This window comes from Streptomyces sp. NPDC030820 (assembly GCF_055572075.1).
Window position 1 is genome coordinate 310,294 of the sequence record NZ_JBVIEB010000006.1, and the last position, 16,484, is coordinate 326,777.

Annotated in this window: 15 protein-coding genes; 10 read left to right on the forward strand and 5 right to left on the reverse strand. The window is 70.6% G+C overall.

All coding sequences use genetic code 11. From position 1 onward, the window contains the following. Positions 1 to 65: 65 nt before the first annotated feature. Positions 66 to 665 carry a DinB family protein gene (locus tag ACZ418_RS19030; protein ID WP_468363907.1) on the forward strand — a complete coding sequence of 200 codons (600 nt, stop codon included), beginning with the start codon at positions 66 to 68 and terminating at the stop codon, positions 663 to 665. A gap of 57 nt (positions 666 to 722) precedes the next feature. Here the strand turns inward: ACZ418_RS19030 and ACZ418_RS19035 are convergent, their stop codons facing one another. The 3 genes from ACZ418_RS19035 to ACZ418_RS19045 all read right to left on the reverse strand — a co-directional run bounded on the left by ACZ418_RS19035 (position 723) and on the right by ACZ418_RS19045 (position 2,680). Continuing rightward, the gene (locus ACZ418_RS19035; protein ID WP_450985792.1) at positions 723 to 938 is read right to left on the reverse strand and encodes a hypothetical protein; all 216 of its coding nucleotides are present in this window, start codon (positions 936 to 938) and stop codon (positions 723 to 725) included. A 105-nt stretch (positions 939 to 1,043) separates the two neighbouring features. After that, positions 1,044 to 1,286 (reverse strand): hypothetical protein, encoded by a 243-nt coding sequence (locus ACZ418_RS19040; protein WP_468363909.1) that lies wholly within the window; start codon positions 1,284 to 1,286, stop codon positions 1,044 to 1,046. A gap of 239 nt (positions 1,287 to 1,525) precedes the next feature. Further along, positions 1,526 to 2,680, reverse strand: coding sequence for a Gfo/Idh/MocA family protein (locus ACZ418_RS19045; RefSeq protein ID WP_468363912.1), 1,155 nt, complete (start codon positions 2,678 to 2,680; stop codon positions 1,526 to 1,528). 109 nt (positions 2,681 to 2,789) lie between these two features. Between ACZ418_RS19045 and ACZ418_RS19050 the strand changes: the two genes are divergently transcribed. The 7 genes from ACZ418_RS19050 to ACZ418_RS19080 all read left to right on the forward strand — a co-directional run bounded on the left by ACZ418_RS19050 (position 2,790) and on the right by ACZ418_RS19080 (position 13,592). After that, positions 2,790 to 3,797 (forward strand): LacI family DNA-binding transcriptional regulator, encoded by a 1,008-nt coding sequence (locus tag ACZ418_RS19050; protein WP_468363915.1) that lies wholly within the window; start codon positions 2,790 to 2,792, stop codon positions 3,795 to 3,797. Positions 3,798 to 3,854: 57 nt separating this feature from the next. Further along, entirely contained in the window at positions 3,855 to 6,680 is a 2,826-nt protein-coding gene (locus ACZ418_RS19055) for a SpoIIE family protein phosphatase (protein WP_468363918.1), read from the forward strand. Positions 6,681 to 7,088: 408 nt separating this feature from the next. After that, complete coding sequence (locus tag ACZ418_RS19060; RefSeq protein WP_468363921.1) at positions 7,089 to 8,228, forward strand: ABC transporter substrate-binding protein; 1,140 nt, start codon at positions 7,089 to 7,091, stop codon at positions 8,226 to 8,228. 108 nt (positions 8,229 to 8,336) lie between these two features. Continuing rightward, on the forward strand, positions 8,337 to 8,843 hold the full coding sequence (locus tag ACZ418_RS19065; protein ID WP_468363923.1) for a hypothetical protein: 507 nt from the start codon (positions 8,337 to 8,339) through the stop codon (positions 8,841 to 8,843). Further along, on the forward strand, positions 8,840 to 11,236 hold the full coding sequence (locus ACZ418_RS19070; protein ID WP_468363925.1) for a glycoside hydrolase family 65 protein: 2,397 nt from the start codon (positions 8,840 to 8,842) through the stop codon (positions 11,234 to 11,236). The genes ACZ418_RS19065 and ACZ418_RS19070 overlap by 4 nt, the downstream gene beginning before the upstream one ends. Positions 11,237 to 11,636: 400 nt before the next feature. Then, positions 11,637 to 12,905: a sensor histidine kinase gene (locus tag ACZ418_RS19075; RefSeq protein WP_468363928.1), complete on the forward strand. Its 1,269-nt coding sequence runs from the start codon at positions 11,637 to 11,639 to the stop codon at positions 12,903 to 12,905. A 174-nt stretch (positions 12,906 to 13,079) separates the two neighbouring features. Continuing rightward, positions 13,080 to 13,592 carry a flavin reductase family protein gene (locus tag ACZ418_RS19080; protein ID WP_468363931.1) on the forward strand — a complete coding sequence of 171 codons (513 nt, stop codon included), beginning with the start codon at positions 13,080 to 13,082 and terminating at the stop codon, positions 13,590 to 13,592. Between the two features lie 78 nt (positions 13,593 to 13,670). Here the strand turns inward: ACZ418_RS19080 and ACZ418_RS19085 are convergent, their stop codons facing one another. Further along, the gene (locus ACZ418_RS19085; protein WP_468363934.1) at positions 13,671 to 13,970 is read right to left on the reverse strand and encodes a hypothetical protein; all 300 of its coding nucleotides are present in this window, start codon (positions 13,968 to 13,970) and stop codon (positions 13,671 to 13,673) included. Beyond that, positions 13,967 to 14,605, reverse strand: coding sequence for an MBL fold metallo-hydrolase (locus ACZ418_RS19090; RefSeq protein ID WP_468363937.1), 639 nt, complete (start codon positions 14,603 to 14,605; stop codon positions 13,967 to 13,969). Before ACZ418_RS19090 ends, ACZ418_RS19085 begins: the two co-directional genes overlap by 4 nt. 243 nt (positions 14,606 to 14,848) lie before the next feature. Between ACZ418_RS19090 and ACZ418_RS19095 the strand changes: the two genes are divergently transcribed. Beyond that, on the forward strand, positions 14,849 to 15,457 hold the full coding sequence (locus ACZ418_RS19095) for a response regulator transcription factor (RefSeq protein ID WP_468363939.1): 609 nt from the start codon (positions 14,849 to 14,851) through the stop codon (positions 15,455 to 15,457). Between the two features lie 154 nt (positions 15,458 to 15,611). After that, positions 15,612 to 16,436 carry an AfsR/SARP family transcriptional regulator gene (locus ACZ418_RS19100; protein ID WP_468363942.1) on the forward strand — a complete coding sequence of 275 codons (825 nt, stop codon included), beginning with the start codon at positions 15,612 to 15,614 and terminating at the stop codon, positions 16,434 to 16,436. Positions 16,437 to 16,484: the final 48 nt, after the last annotated feature.

Sequence of the window (16,484 nt, forward strand, 5' to 3'; positions counted from 1 at the left end):
CGCGGAAAGGCAGGCCACCCATTCCCGACCGGCGTCCGCGGTACCCCGTGGCACACTGACGATCCATGATCGATGAGTTCGCGAAAGAATACCTTCACAACGATCTGCGGCAGGTACGTGAGGCGCTGGTCTGGAAGCTCGACGGGCTCTCCGAGTACGACATACGCCGCCCCCTGACCGCTACTGGGACCAACCTCCTCGGGCTGGTCAAGCATCTGGCGTTCTCCGACGCGCGGTACTTCGGCGAGGTCTTCGACCGGCCTTTCCCCGACACGGTCCCCCGTTGGAACGACGAGGCCGCGTGGAAGGACGAACACTGGGCTACCGAGCACGAGACACGCGAACAGATCGTCGGTCTCTACCGGCGCGTGGGTGAGCACACGGACGCGACGATCAAGGCCCTGGCCATCGACGCGCCCGGTTTCGTGCCCTGGTGGCCGCGTCCCCACGTGAAGCTTTTCAATGTCATGGTCCATTCGCTCAGCGAGACCACCCGGCACGCCGGACACGCCGACATCCTGCGGGAACAGCTGGACGGCGCGGTCGGGACGGACCCGGGGAGCAAGGCCTTGCACGGGCAGGACAGGGACTACTGGGAGACCAAGTACGCGATGATCGAGCGGGCGGCCAGAGCAGCCGATCCCACTGATGGCCCTACGCCCTGAAGCGTGTTGTTGATCGTGCAGTTCGGGTGAGCGTCCGGTATCCAGCCGGTGCCGCTGTCAGCCGGTGACGCGGTCCATGACGCGGCGGGCGGCCTCGGCCTCTGCGGCGGGCGGGGACAGCTCGTCGAGGGTGTCGAGCTCGTCATCGGACTCCAGTTCCCGTTCCCAGGCCGCTGCGAGCTGTTCCTGTTCCTGGCGCGGTTTGGCGCCGACTGCGTCCCTGTGCTCGGGGTCCAGGGCCGCCAGGAATCGTACGACCGGATCTGTGAGCATGCCGTGCTCCCTTGTCGCATGGAGGGGTGCCACCCTTGTCCAGCATCGCTGAACGAGCCCGCGTTGTCTGCTCGACGTGCCCGCCGGCGGTGGGCCCCGCCCTCGCTACTCGACGGCCGGGTCCTCCTGGCTGCGTTGCACGGCCTTCTGCACGGCCTGCTCGACCTCGTGCGGGCTGGACCCGGTGGCTGCGGCGTGCGCGGTGATGGCCGCGTGTACGGCGTCGGACGCCTCGCGCCAACGGCGCAGCTGAGCGTCGTACTCGTCACCGGTGAGGCCCGCGAGTTTCGCGCGCTCCTCCTCGGCGGTGCGTTCCAGCCTGATCAACTCATCGGGGACCTCTGCCACGGTCGGATCCTAGACGGCGAGTCCGACGCCTCCGCCGCCTCGCTTACCGCCCGATCGGGTGGAGCCGCCCCCGTCATCTGTCGGACGGCCGATCCGCTCCCGCGCCAGTCCGACCGGCGTGGCTTCCTCGGCCGAAGTCGCGCTCCGAAGCGCAGCGACACCGCCATGTCGCACGGTGTTCATGCTCGCCGCCACGCGGTTCGCGAACGGCGACGCCGCCGACGCCTTCGCCACGGTGCTCACGCCAGGCTCACCCACGTCCCCTGCCGGGCCGAGCGCTCCATGGCGTCCAGTGCCACCGCGCCGGCCACGGCATCGCCGAGCGTGGTCCCGACCGCGGTTCCCTCGGCGATGGAGCGGAGGAAGCGGTAGGCCTCGATGACCTTCAGGTCGTCATAGCCCATCGCATTGGCCGCGCCCGGCTGGAACGCGGCGAACTCGCCGGCGCCCGGGCCGACGTACACCGTGCTGACCGGCTGGTCCTGATAGGTCGTGCCGCGGCTGACGGCGAGTTCGCCCATGCGGCGGAAGTCCCAGAAGACGGCGCCCTGGGTGCCGTGCACCTCGAAGCCGTAGTTGTTCTGCTCGCCGACCGAGACGCGGCAGGCCTCCAGGACGCCGCGGGCGCCGGAGGCGAAGCGCAGCAGGCAGTTGACGTAGTCCTCGTTCTCGACCGGCCCGAGTGTGCCGCCGGTGGCGAGGGTGTGCCCCGCGGTTGCGCCGGTCGGCCGGGCGCGTTCGGGGAGGAAGATCGCGGTGTCGGCGGTGAGCGAGGCGATGTCGCCGAGCAGGTACCGGGCCAGGTCGACGCCGTGCGAGGCGAGGTCGCCGAGCACCCCGCTGCCGCCGCGTGCCCGCTCGTAGCGCCAGGTCAGGGCGCCGTCCGGGTGGGCGGCGTAGTCGCTGAAGAGGCGGATCCGGGCGTGGGTGACCGTGCCGATCTCGCCGGAGGCGATCAGATCGCGGGCGGCCTCGACGGCGGGCGCGTTGCGGTAGTTGAAGCCGACGGTGCCCTGCACGCCGGCCTCGGCGGCCGCGTCGGCGACCGCCCGGGCGTCGTCGGCGGTGAGCCCGACCGGCTTCTCGATCCAGATGTGCTTGCCGGCCTCGGCCATCGCGACGCCGATCTCGCGGTGCAGGAAGTTCGGGGCGGTGATGCTGACGGCCTGGATACGCGGATCGGCGGCCACCTCCCGCCAGTCGCGGGTCCCGGCGGCGAAGCCGTACCGCGCGGCCGCCTCCTCCGCCCGGCCCGGCACCTCGTCCGCGACGGCGAGCAGCTCCGGCCGCAGGGACAGCTGGGGGAAGTGGTGCGGCAGGCGGGCATAGGCCTGGGTGTGCACCCGACCCATCCAGCCGAATCCCACGACGGCGACGCCGAGCGTATTCACCATGAGCGCCCTTCTTTGGACCGTTCCAAACCTGGCCGCTCACCATGGATCCCGCTTCTGCCTGGTGTCAAGGGTCTTTACGGGAGCCGTTGGATTGTGGAACGGTCCAGCCATGAGCACTCCGACCATCCGTGACGTCGCCGAACGGGCCGGCGTGTCCAAGTCCCTGGTGTCGCTCGTGCTGCGCGGCGCGGAGGGAGTCCGGCCGGAGAAGCGCGAGGCCGTCCTCGCGGCGGTCGAAGCGCTCGGTTACCGGCCCAACGCGGCCGCGCGCAGCCTGAGCGAGCGGCGCACCCGCACGGTCGGGGTGCTGCTCAACGACATGCGCAACCCCTGGTTCGTGGAGCTGCTCGACGGCCTGAACGCACGGCTGTACGACAACGGCCTGCACATGCTGCTCGCCGACGGCCACCTCAACCGGCGCCTCGGCGAGGACCTCACCCGGACCTTCACCGAACTCCGCGTCGACGGCCTGATCGCCGTAGGCACCCTCCAGGACCCACAGGCCCTGCGCGCCGCCGCCGGCCTGGTCCCCACGGTCGTCGCCGGCACCCGGGAACCGGTGCTGCCCGGCGTGGACATCGTCGCCAACGACGACGAGCACGGAGCCCGCCTGGCCACCGAGCACCTCATCGGCCTCGGCCACCGGCACATCGCCCACATCGCCGGTCAGGGCGCGGTCGGCGACCTGCGCCGGCGCAGCTTCGAGGCCACCATGCGCGAGCACGGCCTGGCCGACACGGCGGTCGTGGAACAGGGCGACCTCACCGAGGAGGGCGGCTACCGGGCGACGGTCCGGCTCCTGAGCCGCCCGCGGCGCCCGACCGCCGTCTTCGCGGTCAACGACATGACCTGCGTCGGCGCGCTCTCCGCCGCCGAGGAGACCGGTCTCCAGGTGCCACGGGACCTCTCCCTGGTCGGCTACGACAACACATACCTCTCCCGGCTGCGCCATCTGTGGCTGACCACCGTGGACAACGCCAGCCATGAGGTGGGCCGACGCGCCGCCCAGCGGCTGCTCGACCGGATCGGCGAGCCGGACCGCCCGAGCGAGGTGGACCTCGCCGCCCCGGTCCTCGAAGTGAGGGGCACGACGGCGCCGCCGCTCGCCTGCGCCTGACGGTCATGCCGTGAAGTTGCCTCGTTGTTGTGCGCCCAGGAACGATAGAAAGGTGACATGGGCGAATTTTCGGGTCGATCCGGGCGTGGTGCGCCTGATGCGTCCGGGCGCACTCATGTGCCGGATCGGCCCCGTCGGCGGGGAGAGGCGTGGCGGTCGCTGCTGAGCGTGCGCAGCCTCGCCGGCCAGGTCTTCCTGCTGCAGCTGGCGGTCGTGGTGCTCCTCGTCGCCGCCACCTTGCTGGCCCTCGTGGTGCAGGCTCAGCGCGACAACATGGCGGACGCCCGGACCCGGACGCTCGCCACCGCGCAGACATTCGCCAACTCCCCGGGGATCGTGGCGGCGCTGCACAGCGCCCACCCGTCCGCGGAGCTGCAGCCGTATGCCGAGGCGGCCCGCAAGGCCGCGGGCGTCGACGCCGTCATCGTGTACGGGCTCAACGGCGTCACCCTCACCCACAGCGACCCGCACCGCATCGGGAAACGCGTCATCGGGCCTTACGCGCAGGCGGCGAACGGCAAGCCGTTCACCAGCACCTTCCAGGGGTCCCTGGGGCTCTCCGTGGTCTCGGCGGTCCCCGTCAAGGGGCCCGACGGCTCGGTCATCGCCATCGTCTCCGTGCCCGTCACGGTCGAGAAGGTGCAGCACAGGGTGAACCGGCAGCTGCCGGTCCTCGTCGGCGGCGCCGCTGCGGCCCTTGCCATCGCCGCCGGCGGGTCTGCCCTGGTGAGCCGTCGGTTGCGGCGGCAGACCCATGGCCTGGGGCCGGTGGAGATGACCCGGATGTACGAGCACCACGACGCGGTCCTGCACGCCGTGCGGGAAGGGGTGCTGATCGTCGGCGGTGACGGCAGGCTGCAGCTGGCCAACGACGAGGCACGGCGGCTGCTGGACCTGCCGACGGACGCGGAGCGTCGGCACATCACCGATCTGGGGCTGGAGGAGGACCTCGCCGCGCTGCTGGCCTCCGACCGCCCCGCGACCGACGAGGTGTACCGGGCGGGCGACCGGCTGCTCGCGGTCAACAAGCGGCTCACCGCACCGCACGGACCGGTCGGCAGCGTGGTGACGCTCCGGGACACCACCGAGCTGCAGGCTCTCTCCGGCCGCGCGGAGGTGGCCCGCGAGCGGTTGAAGCTGCTCTACGAAGCCGGGCTGCAGATCGGCACCACGCTCGATGTCAGACGCACAGCCGAGGAACTGGCCAAGGTGGCGGTGCCCCGGTTCGCCGACATCGTCACCGTCGAACTGCTGGACCCCGTCCTGCGCGGCGAGGAGTCCTTCGATGCGACCGCCCGGACCACCGAGTTGCGCCGCAGCGCGGTCGCCGGTCTGGACGAGGGGCATCTCCTCCACCCCGTCGGCGAGCTGATCCGTTTCGTTCCGGACCACCCCGTCTCCACGGCGCTGGCCGAGGGCCGAACAGTGCTGGTCGGGGACCTGAGCGTCGCCCAAGGCTGGCTGGCCCAGCACCCCGAACGTGCCCGGGGGATCCTCGACCACGGCATCCACTCGATGCTCGTGGTTCCGTTGCGGGCCCGCGGCGTGGTGCTGGGCGTGGTGGACTTCTGGCGTGCAGAGGGCTCCCCGTCGTTCGAGAACGACGACATGTCCTTCGCCGAGGAGCTGGCCGCCCGGGCGGCGCTGAGCATCGACAACGCCCGCCGCTACACCCGCGAACACACCATGGCCGTCACCCTGCAGCACAGTCTGCTGCCACGCGGGCTGCCCGAACAGTCGGCCCTCGACGTGGCCTACCGCTACCTGCCGGCCCAGGCCGGGGTGGGCGGGGACTGGTTCGATGTCATCCCGCTGTCCGGCACCCGGGTGGCACTGGTCGTGGGCGACGTCGTCGGCCACGGTCTGCATGCCGCGGCGACCATGGGCAGGCTGCGTACCGCCGTGCACAACTTCTCCAGCCTGGACCTGCCCGTGGAGGAGCTGCTGGGCCGGCTGGACGAGCTGGTGGCCCAGATCGACGCCGAGGAGATCGCCGCGACGGAGGACGGACAGAAGATGATCACCGGGGCGACCTGCCAGTACGCCGTCTACGACCCCACCTCCGGGCGGCTGGTCCTCGCCACCGCCGGCCATCCGGGACCCGCGGTGGTCCGGCCCGACGGGACCGTCGACTTCCCCCAGCCGCCCGTCTCCCCACCCCTGGGGCTCAGCGCAGGCCTGCCGGTCGAGACCGCCGAGTTCACCGTGCCGGAGGGGTCCCGGCTGGTGCTCTTCACCGACGGACTGATCGAGGACCGCGGCCGCGACCTGGACGCCGGTCTGGAGGCCCTGCGCGATGCTCTGTCAGGGCCCGAGCGCACACCGGAGGCCACCTGCGCGGCGGTGATGGAGGCCATGCTGTCCGACCGGCCCAGGGACGACATCGCGCTCCTGGTGGCCCGCACATGCCGACTCGGGCCGGCACAGGTCGCCGAGTGGGACGTGCCCCGTGACCCCGCGGCGGTGGCCCCGGCGCGCACCGCCTGCGCCCGCCGGCTGGCGGAGTGGGGACTGGAGCAGGTCGTCTTCACCGCCGAACTCATCCTCAGCGAGCTGATCACCAACGCCATCCGCTACGGCAGCGAGCCCATCTCGGTCCGGCTGCTGCGCACGGTGCCGGTCAGCCGCCCCGCCGCGGGCACCCTGATCTTCGAGGTCTCCGACGGCAGCAGCACCTCACCGCGGCTGCGCCGGGCGAAAGCCACCGACGAAGGCGGCCGCGGCCTCTTCCTCGTCGCCCAGTTCGCCGAACGCTGGGGGACCCGCTACACGCCCACCGGCAAGGTCATCTGGGCCGAACAGTCCCTCCACGGCGGCGCCACGCCGGAGGGGGAGGAACTCGGCGAGATCCTGCTCGGCCAGTGGGACGATACGGAGCTGTGAGACGACACGGCGGGGTGAGACGACACGGCAGAACGAGGAGAGCGTGTACATCCCACCCGTTCCTCCGCTGCCGGACACGCCGCGGGCCGGCACGGCGCGACCGCGGCCCAAGGGGTGCGCAGGCCACGTCCCGCCGGGTATACACACTGATGGCGGGCTTACCGGACGGGATTCCGCCGTCGGGGCGGCCGGGTACCCTGGCCTCGATGCCCCCTGCGTCGACGCAGTAGACCCGAGGAAGCCAGAGAGGTGTCGGCGGACCGGAGTACTTCGGCTCTCGGCCTTCCACGGCTTTCCCGACTCCACGGCGGCGCCACGCGGCACCGGGCATTCCCCGGCGGTTCGACACACCCTGTGACAAGCCCAGCTCCCTCGGCGACAACCGCGTTTCCCACCCCAGGAGCAGTCGTGACCAGACCCCGTGCCCGAGCAGCGGTCGTCCTCGGCTGCTTCTCTGTCGTGGCGCTGGGCCTGAGCGCCTGCGAGCACCCACCGAGCACCAAAATCGAGAAGCCGTCGAAGGCCACCTCCGCCGAGAACGTGGGCGGCATGCGGGCACTGATCGCCGCGGCGAAACGGGAGGGCACGCTCAGGGCGATCGCTCTGCCGCGTGACTGGGCCAACTACGGCGGCCTGATCGACGGCTTCGAGAAGAAGTACGGGATCAAGGTCACGGTCGAGAATCCGCACGGCCACAGCGAGGACGAGATCGACGCCGTGAAGAAGAGCGGGAAGCGGCCGACAGCCCCCGATGTGATCGACGTGGGCGACACGTTCGCGCGGAACGCAGCGGGCCAGAATCTGCTCGCGCCGTACAAGGTCGCGGCCTACGACTCGATCCCCGGCAACCAGAAGGACTCCAAGGCCCGCTGGTCCAACAACTACGGGGGCTACATCTCCATCGGCTGCGACGCCAACCGGGTCAAGACCTGTCCGGAGACCTTCGCCGATCTGCTGAAACCCGCGTACAGGGGCAAGGTCGCGCTCGAAGGCGACCCGCCCCGGTCGGCCACCGCCTTCGACAGCGTCTACGCGGCCGCGCTGGCGAACAACGGGTCGTTCGACAACGTCCAGCCCGGCCTCGACTTCTTCGCCCAGCTCAACAAGATCGGCAACTTCAACCCCCTCAACTCCACCACGGCAACGGTCGAGGACGGCCGGACCCCCATCAGCATCAACTGGGACTACATCAACCTCCACTACGCCGACCAGCTCCGCCACAAGGGCGTCAACTGGCAGGTCGCGATCCCCTTCGACGGCAGCTTCGCCCAGTACTTCGCGTTGGCGGTCAACAAAAACGCCCCGCACCCGGCGGCTGCCCGCCTGTGGCAGGAGTACCTGTTCAGCCCAGAGGGCCAGAACCTCCGGCTGCGCGGCTACGCCCGCCCGGTGCTCATGGACGTCATGAGGCAGGACGGCACCCTCGACAGGGCCGCCGCCGCGCGCTTGCCGACGGTCGAGGGAACGCCGCAGTTCCCCACGGACGCGCAACTGGAAAAGGCGCGGACGACGGTGGACCAGGGTTGGTCGAAGGCCATGTCCGGCTAGCCGCGCCACCGCCGCGCGCGTGTCGGACGCGGCCGAGCGGGTGCCTTCCGGCGCGCCGGACGGTCGACGTACCGTGCCCGTCCGCACGTGGCTTCTAGCCTCGGCGGCATGCTGGGGCTTCCTGCGCACGTCCGTGCCTGCCTGTTCGACCCGGACGGGGTGCTCACCCGGACCGCGAAGGCGCACGCGGCCGCCTGGAAGGAGATGTTCGACGGATGTCTCCGTGACCGCGCGACGCGAGAGGAGACCGCGGGCGTGCGCACGTTCCTCGCCGCACGCGGGGTGCACCTGCCCGAGGGATCGCCCCAGGACCCGCCGGAGGGGGTGGAACCGTACGACGGCCCGGTCCGGTTCGTGCACGCGGCGCGGGCGGCAGGCCTGCGCTCGGCGGTGGTGTCGTCGAGCGCGAACACCCGGGACGTCCTGAGAGCGGCCGGCATCGAGGACCTGTTCGACGAGCGGATCGACTCAGTGGCCGCGCACGAGCGCCGGCTGCGGGGCGAGCCCGCCCCGGACACCTACCTGGAGGCGGCCCGAGGGCAGGCGGGGCAACTGCGGGCGCACGGCGCCGATGTGGTGGTCCGTGACCAGGCCGACCTTCTGGAGGAGCGATGATCACCCATCCCAGCTTCACGGTCGAGCCGTGGTCGCTGCGCGAGACCGAGCTCAATCTTGACGTGCTCGCGCAGAGCGAATCGGTCTTCGCCCTCTCCAACGGGCACATCGGGTGGCGCGGCAATCTCGAGGAGGGCGAGCCGCACGGACTGCCCGGCGCGTACCTCAACGGCGTCTACGAACGGCATCCGCTGCCCTACGCCGAAGCGGGCTACGGATACCCCGAGTCCGGCCAGACCATGATCAACGTCACCGACGGCAAGATCTTCCGGCTGCTGGTCGACGACCACCCGTACGATCTGCGCTACGGCCGGCTGGTCGCCCACGAGCGGGTCCTGGACTTCCGCTCGGGCATCCTCAGCCGCACCGCACGGTGGACCTCACCCGGCGGCCGTACGGTGCGGATCTCCTCGCGGCGGCTTGTGTCCTTCACCCAGCGAGCGGTGGCCGCGGTGGTGTACGAGGTCGAGCCGGTCGACGGGCCGACCACGGTGGCCGTGCAGTCCGAGCTCGTCGCCAACGCGCAGCTACCGCGCTTCGAAGGCGATCCGCGCGTGGCCGCGGCGATCGGGTCACCGCTGGTGGCCGAGGAGAACTTCGCGCAGGACACCCGGCTGCGGCTGGTGCACTGCACCGACCGCAGCGCGCTGCGGGTGGGAGCAGCGGCCGACCATCTCGTCGAAGGGCCTGAGACCACCCGCTGGACGGCGCAGTGCGAGCCCGACGTCAGCCGTCTGACGGTGACCGCGGACCTGGAGCCCGGGCAACCGCTCCGGCTGGTCAAGTTCGTGGCGTACGGCTGGTCGGGGGAACGTTCGCTGCCGGCCGTGCACGATCAGGTGGACGCGGCGGTGGCGGCCGCGGTCAGCACCGGCTGGGACGGTCTGGCCGCGGCGCAGCGGACGTACCTGGATCGCTTCTGGGCCGGCGCGGACGTCGAGGTCGAGGGCAGCGCGCGCATCCAGCAGGCGGTACGGTTCGCCCTCTTCCATGTGCTCCAGGCGGCGGCCCGCGGTGAGAACCGCGCGATTCCCGCCAAGGGCCTGACCGGAACCGGGTACGACGGACACTGTTTCTGGGACACCGAGTCCTATGTGCTGCCCGTGCTGACCTACAGCGCTCCGGAGGCCGTGGCATCGGCGCTCAGGGCGCGGCACCGGATGCTGCCGGCGGCGCGGGAACGCGCGCGTCAGCTGGGGCTCGCGGGAGCGGCGTTCCCCTGGCGCACGATCGACGGTGCCGAGTGTTCCGCCTACTGGCCGGCCGGGACGGCCGCCTTCCATGTCAACGCCGCCGTCGCTATGGCCGCCGACCGGTACGTCATGGTGACCGGGGACGGGGACTTCGAACGCGAAGAAGGGCTCGAGATCCTCGTGGACACCGCCCGGCTGTGGCGCTCGCTCGGACACCACGACGCGGAAGGCGTCTTCCACATCGACGGGGTCACGGGGCCCGACGAGTACAGCGCGATCGCCCGCGACAACCTGTACACCAACCTGATGGCCCGGCAGAACCTGGTCTCGGCCGCGAATGCCGCGGCGCGTCATCCGGAACGCGCCGCGGAACTCGGTGTCGACGACGAGGAGACCGCGGCGTGGCGGGACGCCGCGGCCCGCATGGCGGTGCCGTACAACGACTCGCTCGGCGTGCACGAGCAGTCGGCCGGTTTCACGAGTTTCCAGCGCTGGGACTTCGAGGCGACCCCGCCCGAGAACTACCCGCTCCTGCTGCACTACCCCTACTTCGACCTGTATCGCAAGCAGGTGGTGAAGCAGGCCGACGTGGTGCTGGCGATGATGGAGTGCCCGGATGTCTTCTCCGACGAGCAGAAGGCACGCAACTTCGCCTACTACGAGGCGCTGACCGTCCGTGACTCCTCCCTGTCGGCGTGCTTCCAGGCGGTGCTCGCCGCCGAGACCGGGCATCTGCGCCTGGCCTACGCCTACCTCGGCGAGGCCGCACTGATGGACCTGGACGACCTGGAACACAACACCCGCGACGGGCTCCACATCGCCTCCCTCGCCGGGACATGGATCGCGCTGGTCAGCGGGTTCGGAGGCCTGCGCCGGTACGCCGGCGACGACGGCAGCCAGGACCGGCTGGCGTTCGCACCGCGCCTGCCGGAGGAGCTGTCCAGGGTGGCGTTCACGCTGCTCGTACGCGGATGCAGGCTGAAGGTGGACATCGGGCCGTCCCATGTGCGGTACCGCCTCGAGGACGGCGAACCGCTGGTCGTGCTCCATCACGGAGAGCCGATCACCCTGAACCCCGACACCCCGGTGGACTGCAGGATGCCGCCCGCACCCGTGCGCCCCGAACCGCAACAGCCGCCCAGCCGCCGCCCGGTGGGCCTGCCCGTCGAGGAGGAGGACCGGGAGGCGACACAGGAGTAGAGCACGGCGGGGCACTGTCGGCTCGGGTGCGGGAGTGACAAGTCTCACCCAGGGCATGGTTGCGGTCGCCGCCTCGGGTTTTCGGCCGCACTCCGGCCGAGCACCGGATGCCTGGGCCGACCGTGTCTTCGCGCTGGTCACGGGGGGTTCGGCAGCGGTACGGGAAACGCGTACGGCTCTGCTCGGCGGGGCCATGTGACCGGCAGGCGAGGACAACGTTGGAATGGCGATACACGTCCAACGCATGGCCGTAACCCTTCTTGTCTAGGGTTGCCGCCGTCTGCACAGGCAACGCACAGGAAGACTGCCGAGCAACGGGGAAGGCGTATTCCGTATGGACGGCCGCTCCACTGCCAGCCCACCACGTCGTGTCGACATCCCACAGAACCCGTCCGACTCCATGGACGCGCAACGGCTGTGGCTGGAGCAACATCCCGGGCCCGGGAGAGGCCAAGGGGACACGGGAGCGGCAGAGTTCAAGGGGAGCGACACGCCGGGCGCCCTTCCCACCCCGCGGACGGCGCGCACCGTGCTGCGGCTGACCCTGTTCGCGCATCTGCTGATCACCACCCTGAACATGCTCCGTGACCTGCGCGGTGCACCGGTCGAACTCTGCGGGTTCCTCGACCTGTTCGCGGTGTTCCTCGTGCAACTGGTCCACAGCACTCCGGGAACGCACCGGGCTCCCGCCTGGCGCAGGGGCCTGTCGCTGGGTGCACAGGCGGTCCTGACCTATACGCCGCTCCTCGCCTGGCACGCCGAGTGGGGTGCCATGGCCGGCTTTCTCAGCGGCTCCGTGCTGCTGCTCCTGCCCCCGGCGCTCTCGTGGGCCCTCTTCGCCGTGATCGGGGCGAGCATGCTGGTCTGGCCGCTGACGGCCGGTCTGGGGCTGGACTCCGCCGTGTACCTGGGCGGTTCGACCATGCTCACCGGACTGGTGGTGTACGGACTGTCGTCGCTCGCCCAGCTGGTCGCCAGGATCCACGCCGCACGCGAGCAGCTGGCGACGTTCGAGGTGGCGAACGAACGCATGCGCTTCGCCCATGATCTGCACGATCTGCTCGGGTACAGCCTGTGCGCCATCACCGTGAAGGGAGAACTGATCCGCCGGATCATGCAGGGGGACCCCGAGCGCGCGTCGGAGGAGGTCTCCTCGATCGTCACGATCTCGCGGCAGTCGATCGCCGACGTGCGGGCGGTGGCGCGGGGATACCCGGAGATGCGGCTGCGGCACGAGGCCGACTCGGTGGCATCCCTGCTCGCCGCGGCCGATGTGAAGGTCACCGTCGACATCGAGCTGGGTGAGCTGCCGGACGTGGTGGACACGACCCTGGCCACGGTCCTGCGCGAGGGCGTGGCCAACATGCTCCGGCACAGCGACGCCCGCCAGTGCGTCATCCATGGAGCCGAGCGCGACGGGGCGGTCGAGATGTGCGTGGCGAACGACGGTGTGGAGCCCGGCAGGCACGGGACCGGCCACGACGGCCGGGGCGGGCTGGGCAGCCTGGTCCAGCGGGTCAGCGCGGTGGGCGGCACGCTCACCGCCGGTGTCCACAACGGTTCCTGGTTCTGCCTGCGGGTGGTCGTGCCACGGGCGACGCGCCGCCACGGCCGGCCGGCACGCACCGGCAGGGACGGGAGCCCGCGCACCGGGCCCCGGCCACCGTAGTGCGGCATTCCGGCCACCGGCGTGCCCGCGAAAACCCTCAACCCCGGTTCCACCGGACCTCCAGCCCACCGGACGACTCTGAAGCCGAACGAAGACTGATCCGTTTCGCGCGCTCCGCGAAGCACATTTCGGTGATTCAGCTGAGGGCCCGACCGACAGTGGCGGTGAGAGGGAATGGCGGTAGACCCGAACAGTTTCCGGGAATTCTTCGGATCGTTTCCGACTTCGGTTGCGATCGTCACGGCTTTGGACGAGAGAAATGAGCCGCGCGGTTTCACCTGCAACGCGCTGACAGCGGTGTCGGCGGAACCGCCGCTGCTGTCGGTCTGTGTGGACAAGCGCTCTCAGACGCTGCCGGCACTGGCCCATTCAGGAGCGTTTGTGGTGCATGTGCTCGCCGAAGGCGCGCAGGAAGCCTCGGAGGTGTTCGCGGGCAAGTCCGAGCGCAAGTTCGCCGGACGCAGCTGGAAGCCGTCGTCCGCGGCACAGGGCGCCCCGGTGCTGGCGGACATCGCGCTGGCGTACGCCGAGTGCGCCGTGGTGCAGCGGGTCGAGGCGGGTGACCACTGGATCTACATCGCACGGGTGGACGGCGCGGAGGCCTTCCCGCGTCGGCCTCTGCTGTATCACCAGCGGCACTACAGCGTCTGGTCACCGGCCGGGCGGCTCACCGCCGCCGTCCGCTGAGCGGCGCTCGGGGACGGCCGACGGGCCGGCCGTCCCCGGGGGTCGCCGCGCCGCGGGCGAGCCTCGCCGGCCGTCCCCTCAGGCCCGGCAGATCGGCAGTCCGCCGTGGTGCTCGATCATTTCCGCGAAGAGCGCCCCGATGTCCATCGGGGCCCCGGGGGGCAGACCGCGCTCCTCCGCGTACGCGCGATGCAGGTTGGGCACCAGCCGCTCGGAGTCGAGCAGTGCGGCGTACTCGCCCAGATCGGTCTCCCTGGCCACCTCCAGCGGTGTGAGTCCGGCTGCGATTCCCTCCCGTGCCAGCCGCCGCACCCAGAGCAGATAGCCCTCGGCGATGTCGAGCTCCTCCGGCCCGGCCACCGGGCCGTGCCCGGTCACCAGGACCCGCGAACGCCGAACTCCCGCAGCCGGGCGATCGCGGCGAGCGAGCCGGACAACGAGCCCATCGGGAAGAACGGGGTGACACCGGACATCACGAGGTCCCCGGTGAAGAGCACCCGCTGCCGAGGCAGCCAGACCACGGTGTCGTTCGTGGTGTGGGCGGGGCCCACATGCACCAACCGCGCCTCGATGTCACCGATGTGCACCGTGAGCGCCTCCCGGTAGGTGACGGAGGGCGGTTCGAGGGTCAACTCGCCCCAGTGGACGTCCGGCCACAGCGTGGTCAGGTGCAGCCCGGCCGCCGCCATCTCGGTCCGGCACAGCTCATGCCCCACGACGACCGCCTCCGGGGTGAAGACGCAGTTCCCGAAGGCGTGATCGCCGTGGAAATGGGTGTTGACCACGACGCGCGGGGCATGCGGCGTCAGGGCCGTCACGGCATCCCTCAGCAGCTGCGCGCGGGCCTGGGTGGCAGCCGTGTCCACCAGCGCGGTGCTGCCGTCCGCGACGATGATCCCGGCGTTGTTCAGACACCAGCCGCCGTCCGGCTGGACATGGGCGAAGACCCCGTCGGCGACCTCCTCGGTCCGGGGTGGTGCGATGGGTCCGTGCGCGGTGTTCGTGCTGCTCACCAGGCCTCCCGACGCTGTCGTCCGGCCGCGGACCGGCCGCGGCGCTGGATTCACCGTGCAGACCGCCGATCGAGGTCGGGTGGAGGGGGACCGGAACCCGTGTGACGACGCGATCTGACGCCTTGTCCGGTACCGGGAACACGCGTCTGGCCGGGCGCTGGTTTGTTAACGTTTAACTGTACCCAAGTCGGTCAACTGGCTTGATCCTGTGGTGACTTGAGGCGCAGTGCAACGGGGGGAACATTGATCAGGATTTTGCTCGCCGAGGATATGCGCATGCTCCGCGACGCGCTTGAGGCGTTACTCGGTCTCGAGAGCGACCTCGATGTGGTCGTCACGGTCGAGCGGGGCGACCAGATCGTGCCCGCGGCGGTGGAACATCGCGTGGACGTGGCGGTCATCGACGTCAACCTGCCGGGTCAGGACGGGTTGTCCGCGGTCGAGGATCTGCGCAGGCGGCTGCCGAGTTGCCGGCCGCTGATCCTCACCGGCATCGGTCACGCAGGCCTCCTGCGCAGGGCGCTGGCGCTGCAGGTGCCTGGTTACCTCCTCAAGGAGGCACCGCCCGAGGAACTCGCCGAGGCGATCCGGCGCATCGCGGACGGCCAGCGCGTGATCGACCCGCAACTGGCACTGTCGGCCTGGGACGCCAAGGGGCGGCCGCTCACCGAACGCGAACGTGAAGTGCTGAGCGTCGCCGCGGAGGGCGCGGACGTGACAGAAATCGCTTCCCGGCTGCATCTCTCGGCCGGCACGGTCCGCAATTATCTGACGTCGGCGGTAACCAAGATGAGTGCGCGCAATCGCGTGGACGCCATTCGCATAGCACGGGAATCGGGCTGGATTCTGTAACCCGTGGGTGATGTGCATCACGTGGATTCTTCACGTCGGTTCTGATGACGCATGCACTGGGCCCGATCGCCCTGCGAGTGAAAGTCTATTGCTCGGTGAATTCGGGCCCCTGGGCGAGCCTCGTGCAGGGGCACACCAGGCAGGGGGATTCAGGGTGGAGATCAAGGTTCTCGGTCCGCTGGAGGTCCTGGAGAACGGCGTATCGGTGGCGCCCAGTGCATGCAAGCCGCGCCAGGTGCTCGCACTGCTCGCTCTGCGCGCCAGCCGTGTGGTGCCGGTGCCCACGCTCATGGAGGAGATCTGGGGCGAGCGCATTCCGCAGAGCGCCGTCACCACACTGCAGACGTACATCCTGCAGTTGCGGCGCAAGCTGTCCGCCGCACAGGAGAGCACCGGTGGTGACCGCTCCAGCAAGGACATACTCGCCACCACCTACGGCGGTTACCTGCTGGCACCCGACGGCGCCGGCTCCGACGTCGTCGAGTTCGAACAGCTCGCGGCCCGCGGTACGCACGCACTGGAGAGCGGCGACGCCCGGCAGGCCTCCACGCTGCTGGCCAGGGCCCTCGGGCTGTGGCGAGGTCCGGCGCTGGTCGACGTCCAGGCCGGGCATGTCCTCGGCCTGGAGGTGCAGGGTCTGGAGGAGGCGCGCATGCAGGTGCTGAGCCAGCGCATAGAGGCGGACCTCAGGCTCGGCCGCCATGCCGTGCTCCTGCGCGAGCTGCGGGTGCTCGTCGCTCAGCATCCGCTGCACGAGACCCTGTGCGGGCAGTTCATGCTCGCCCTGTACCGGTCGGGCAGCGCCTGGCGGGCCCTGGGGGCCTACCAGCACCTGCGCCGGACGCTCGCCGAGGAACTGGGCATCGAACCGTCCCGGCAGCTGCAGCGGCTGCACCAGGCGATGCTGACGGGCGATCCCGCGCTGACCCCCGAACCGGCACCCCTCGTGGAGAGCTTCGTCCTGGCTTCCTCCCGGTGAACGAGGCGCTCCTACGGCTCGGTCGCAGATAGCCTGAAGCGCGGCCGA

Coding starts and splice junctions, on each gene's coding strand:
- ACZ418_RS19030 (WP_468363907.1), top strand. CDS start 66: ATGATCGATGAGTTCGCGAAAGAATACCTTCACAACGATCTGCGGCAG.
- ACZ418_RS19035 (WP_450985792.1), bottom strand. CDS start 938: ATGCTCACAGATCCGGTCGTACGATTCCTGGCGGCCCTGGACCCCGAG.
- ACZ418_RS19045 (WP_468363912.1), bottom strand. CDS start 2,680: ATGGTGAATACGCTCGGCGTCGCCGTCGTGGGATTCGGCTGGATGGGT.
- ACZ418_RS19050 (WP_468363915.1), top strand. CDS start 2,790: ATGAGCACTCCGACCATCCGTGACGTCGCCGAACGGGCCGGCGTGTCC.
- ACZ418_RS19055 (WP_468363918.1), top strand. CDS start 3,855: ATGGGCGAATTTTCGGGTCGATCCGGGCGTGGTGCGCCTGATGCGTCC.
- ACZ418_RS19065 (WP_468363923.1), top strand. CDS start 8,337: ATGCTGGGGCTTCCTGCGCACGTCCGTGCCTGCCTGTTCGACCCGGAC.
- ACZ418_RS19070 (WP_468363925.1), top strand. CDS start 8,840: ATGATCACCCATCCCAGCTTCACGGTCGAGCCGTGGTCGCTGCGCGAG.
- ACZ418_RS19075 (WP_468363928.1), top strand. CDS start 11,637: ATGGACGCGCAACGGCTGTGGCTGGAGCAACATCCCGGGCCCGGGAGA.
- ACZ418_RS19080 (WP_468363931.1), top strand. CDS start 13,080: ATGGCGGTAGACCCGAACAGTTTCCGGGAATTCTTCGGATCGTTTCCG.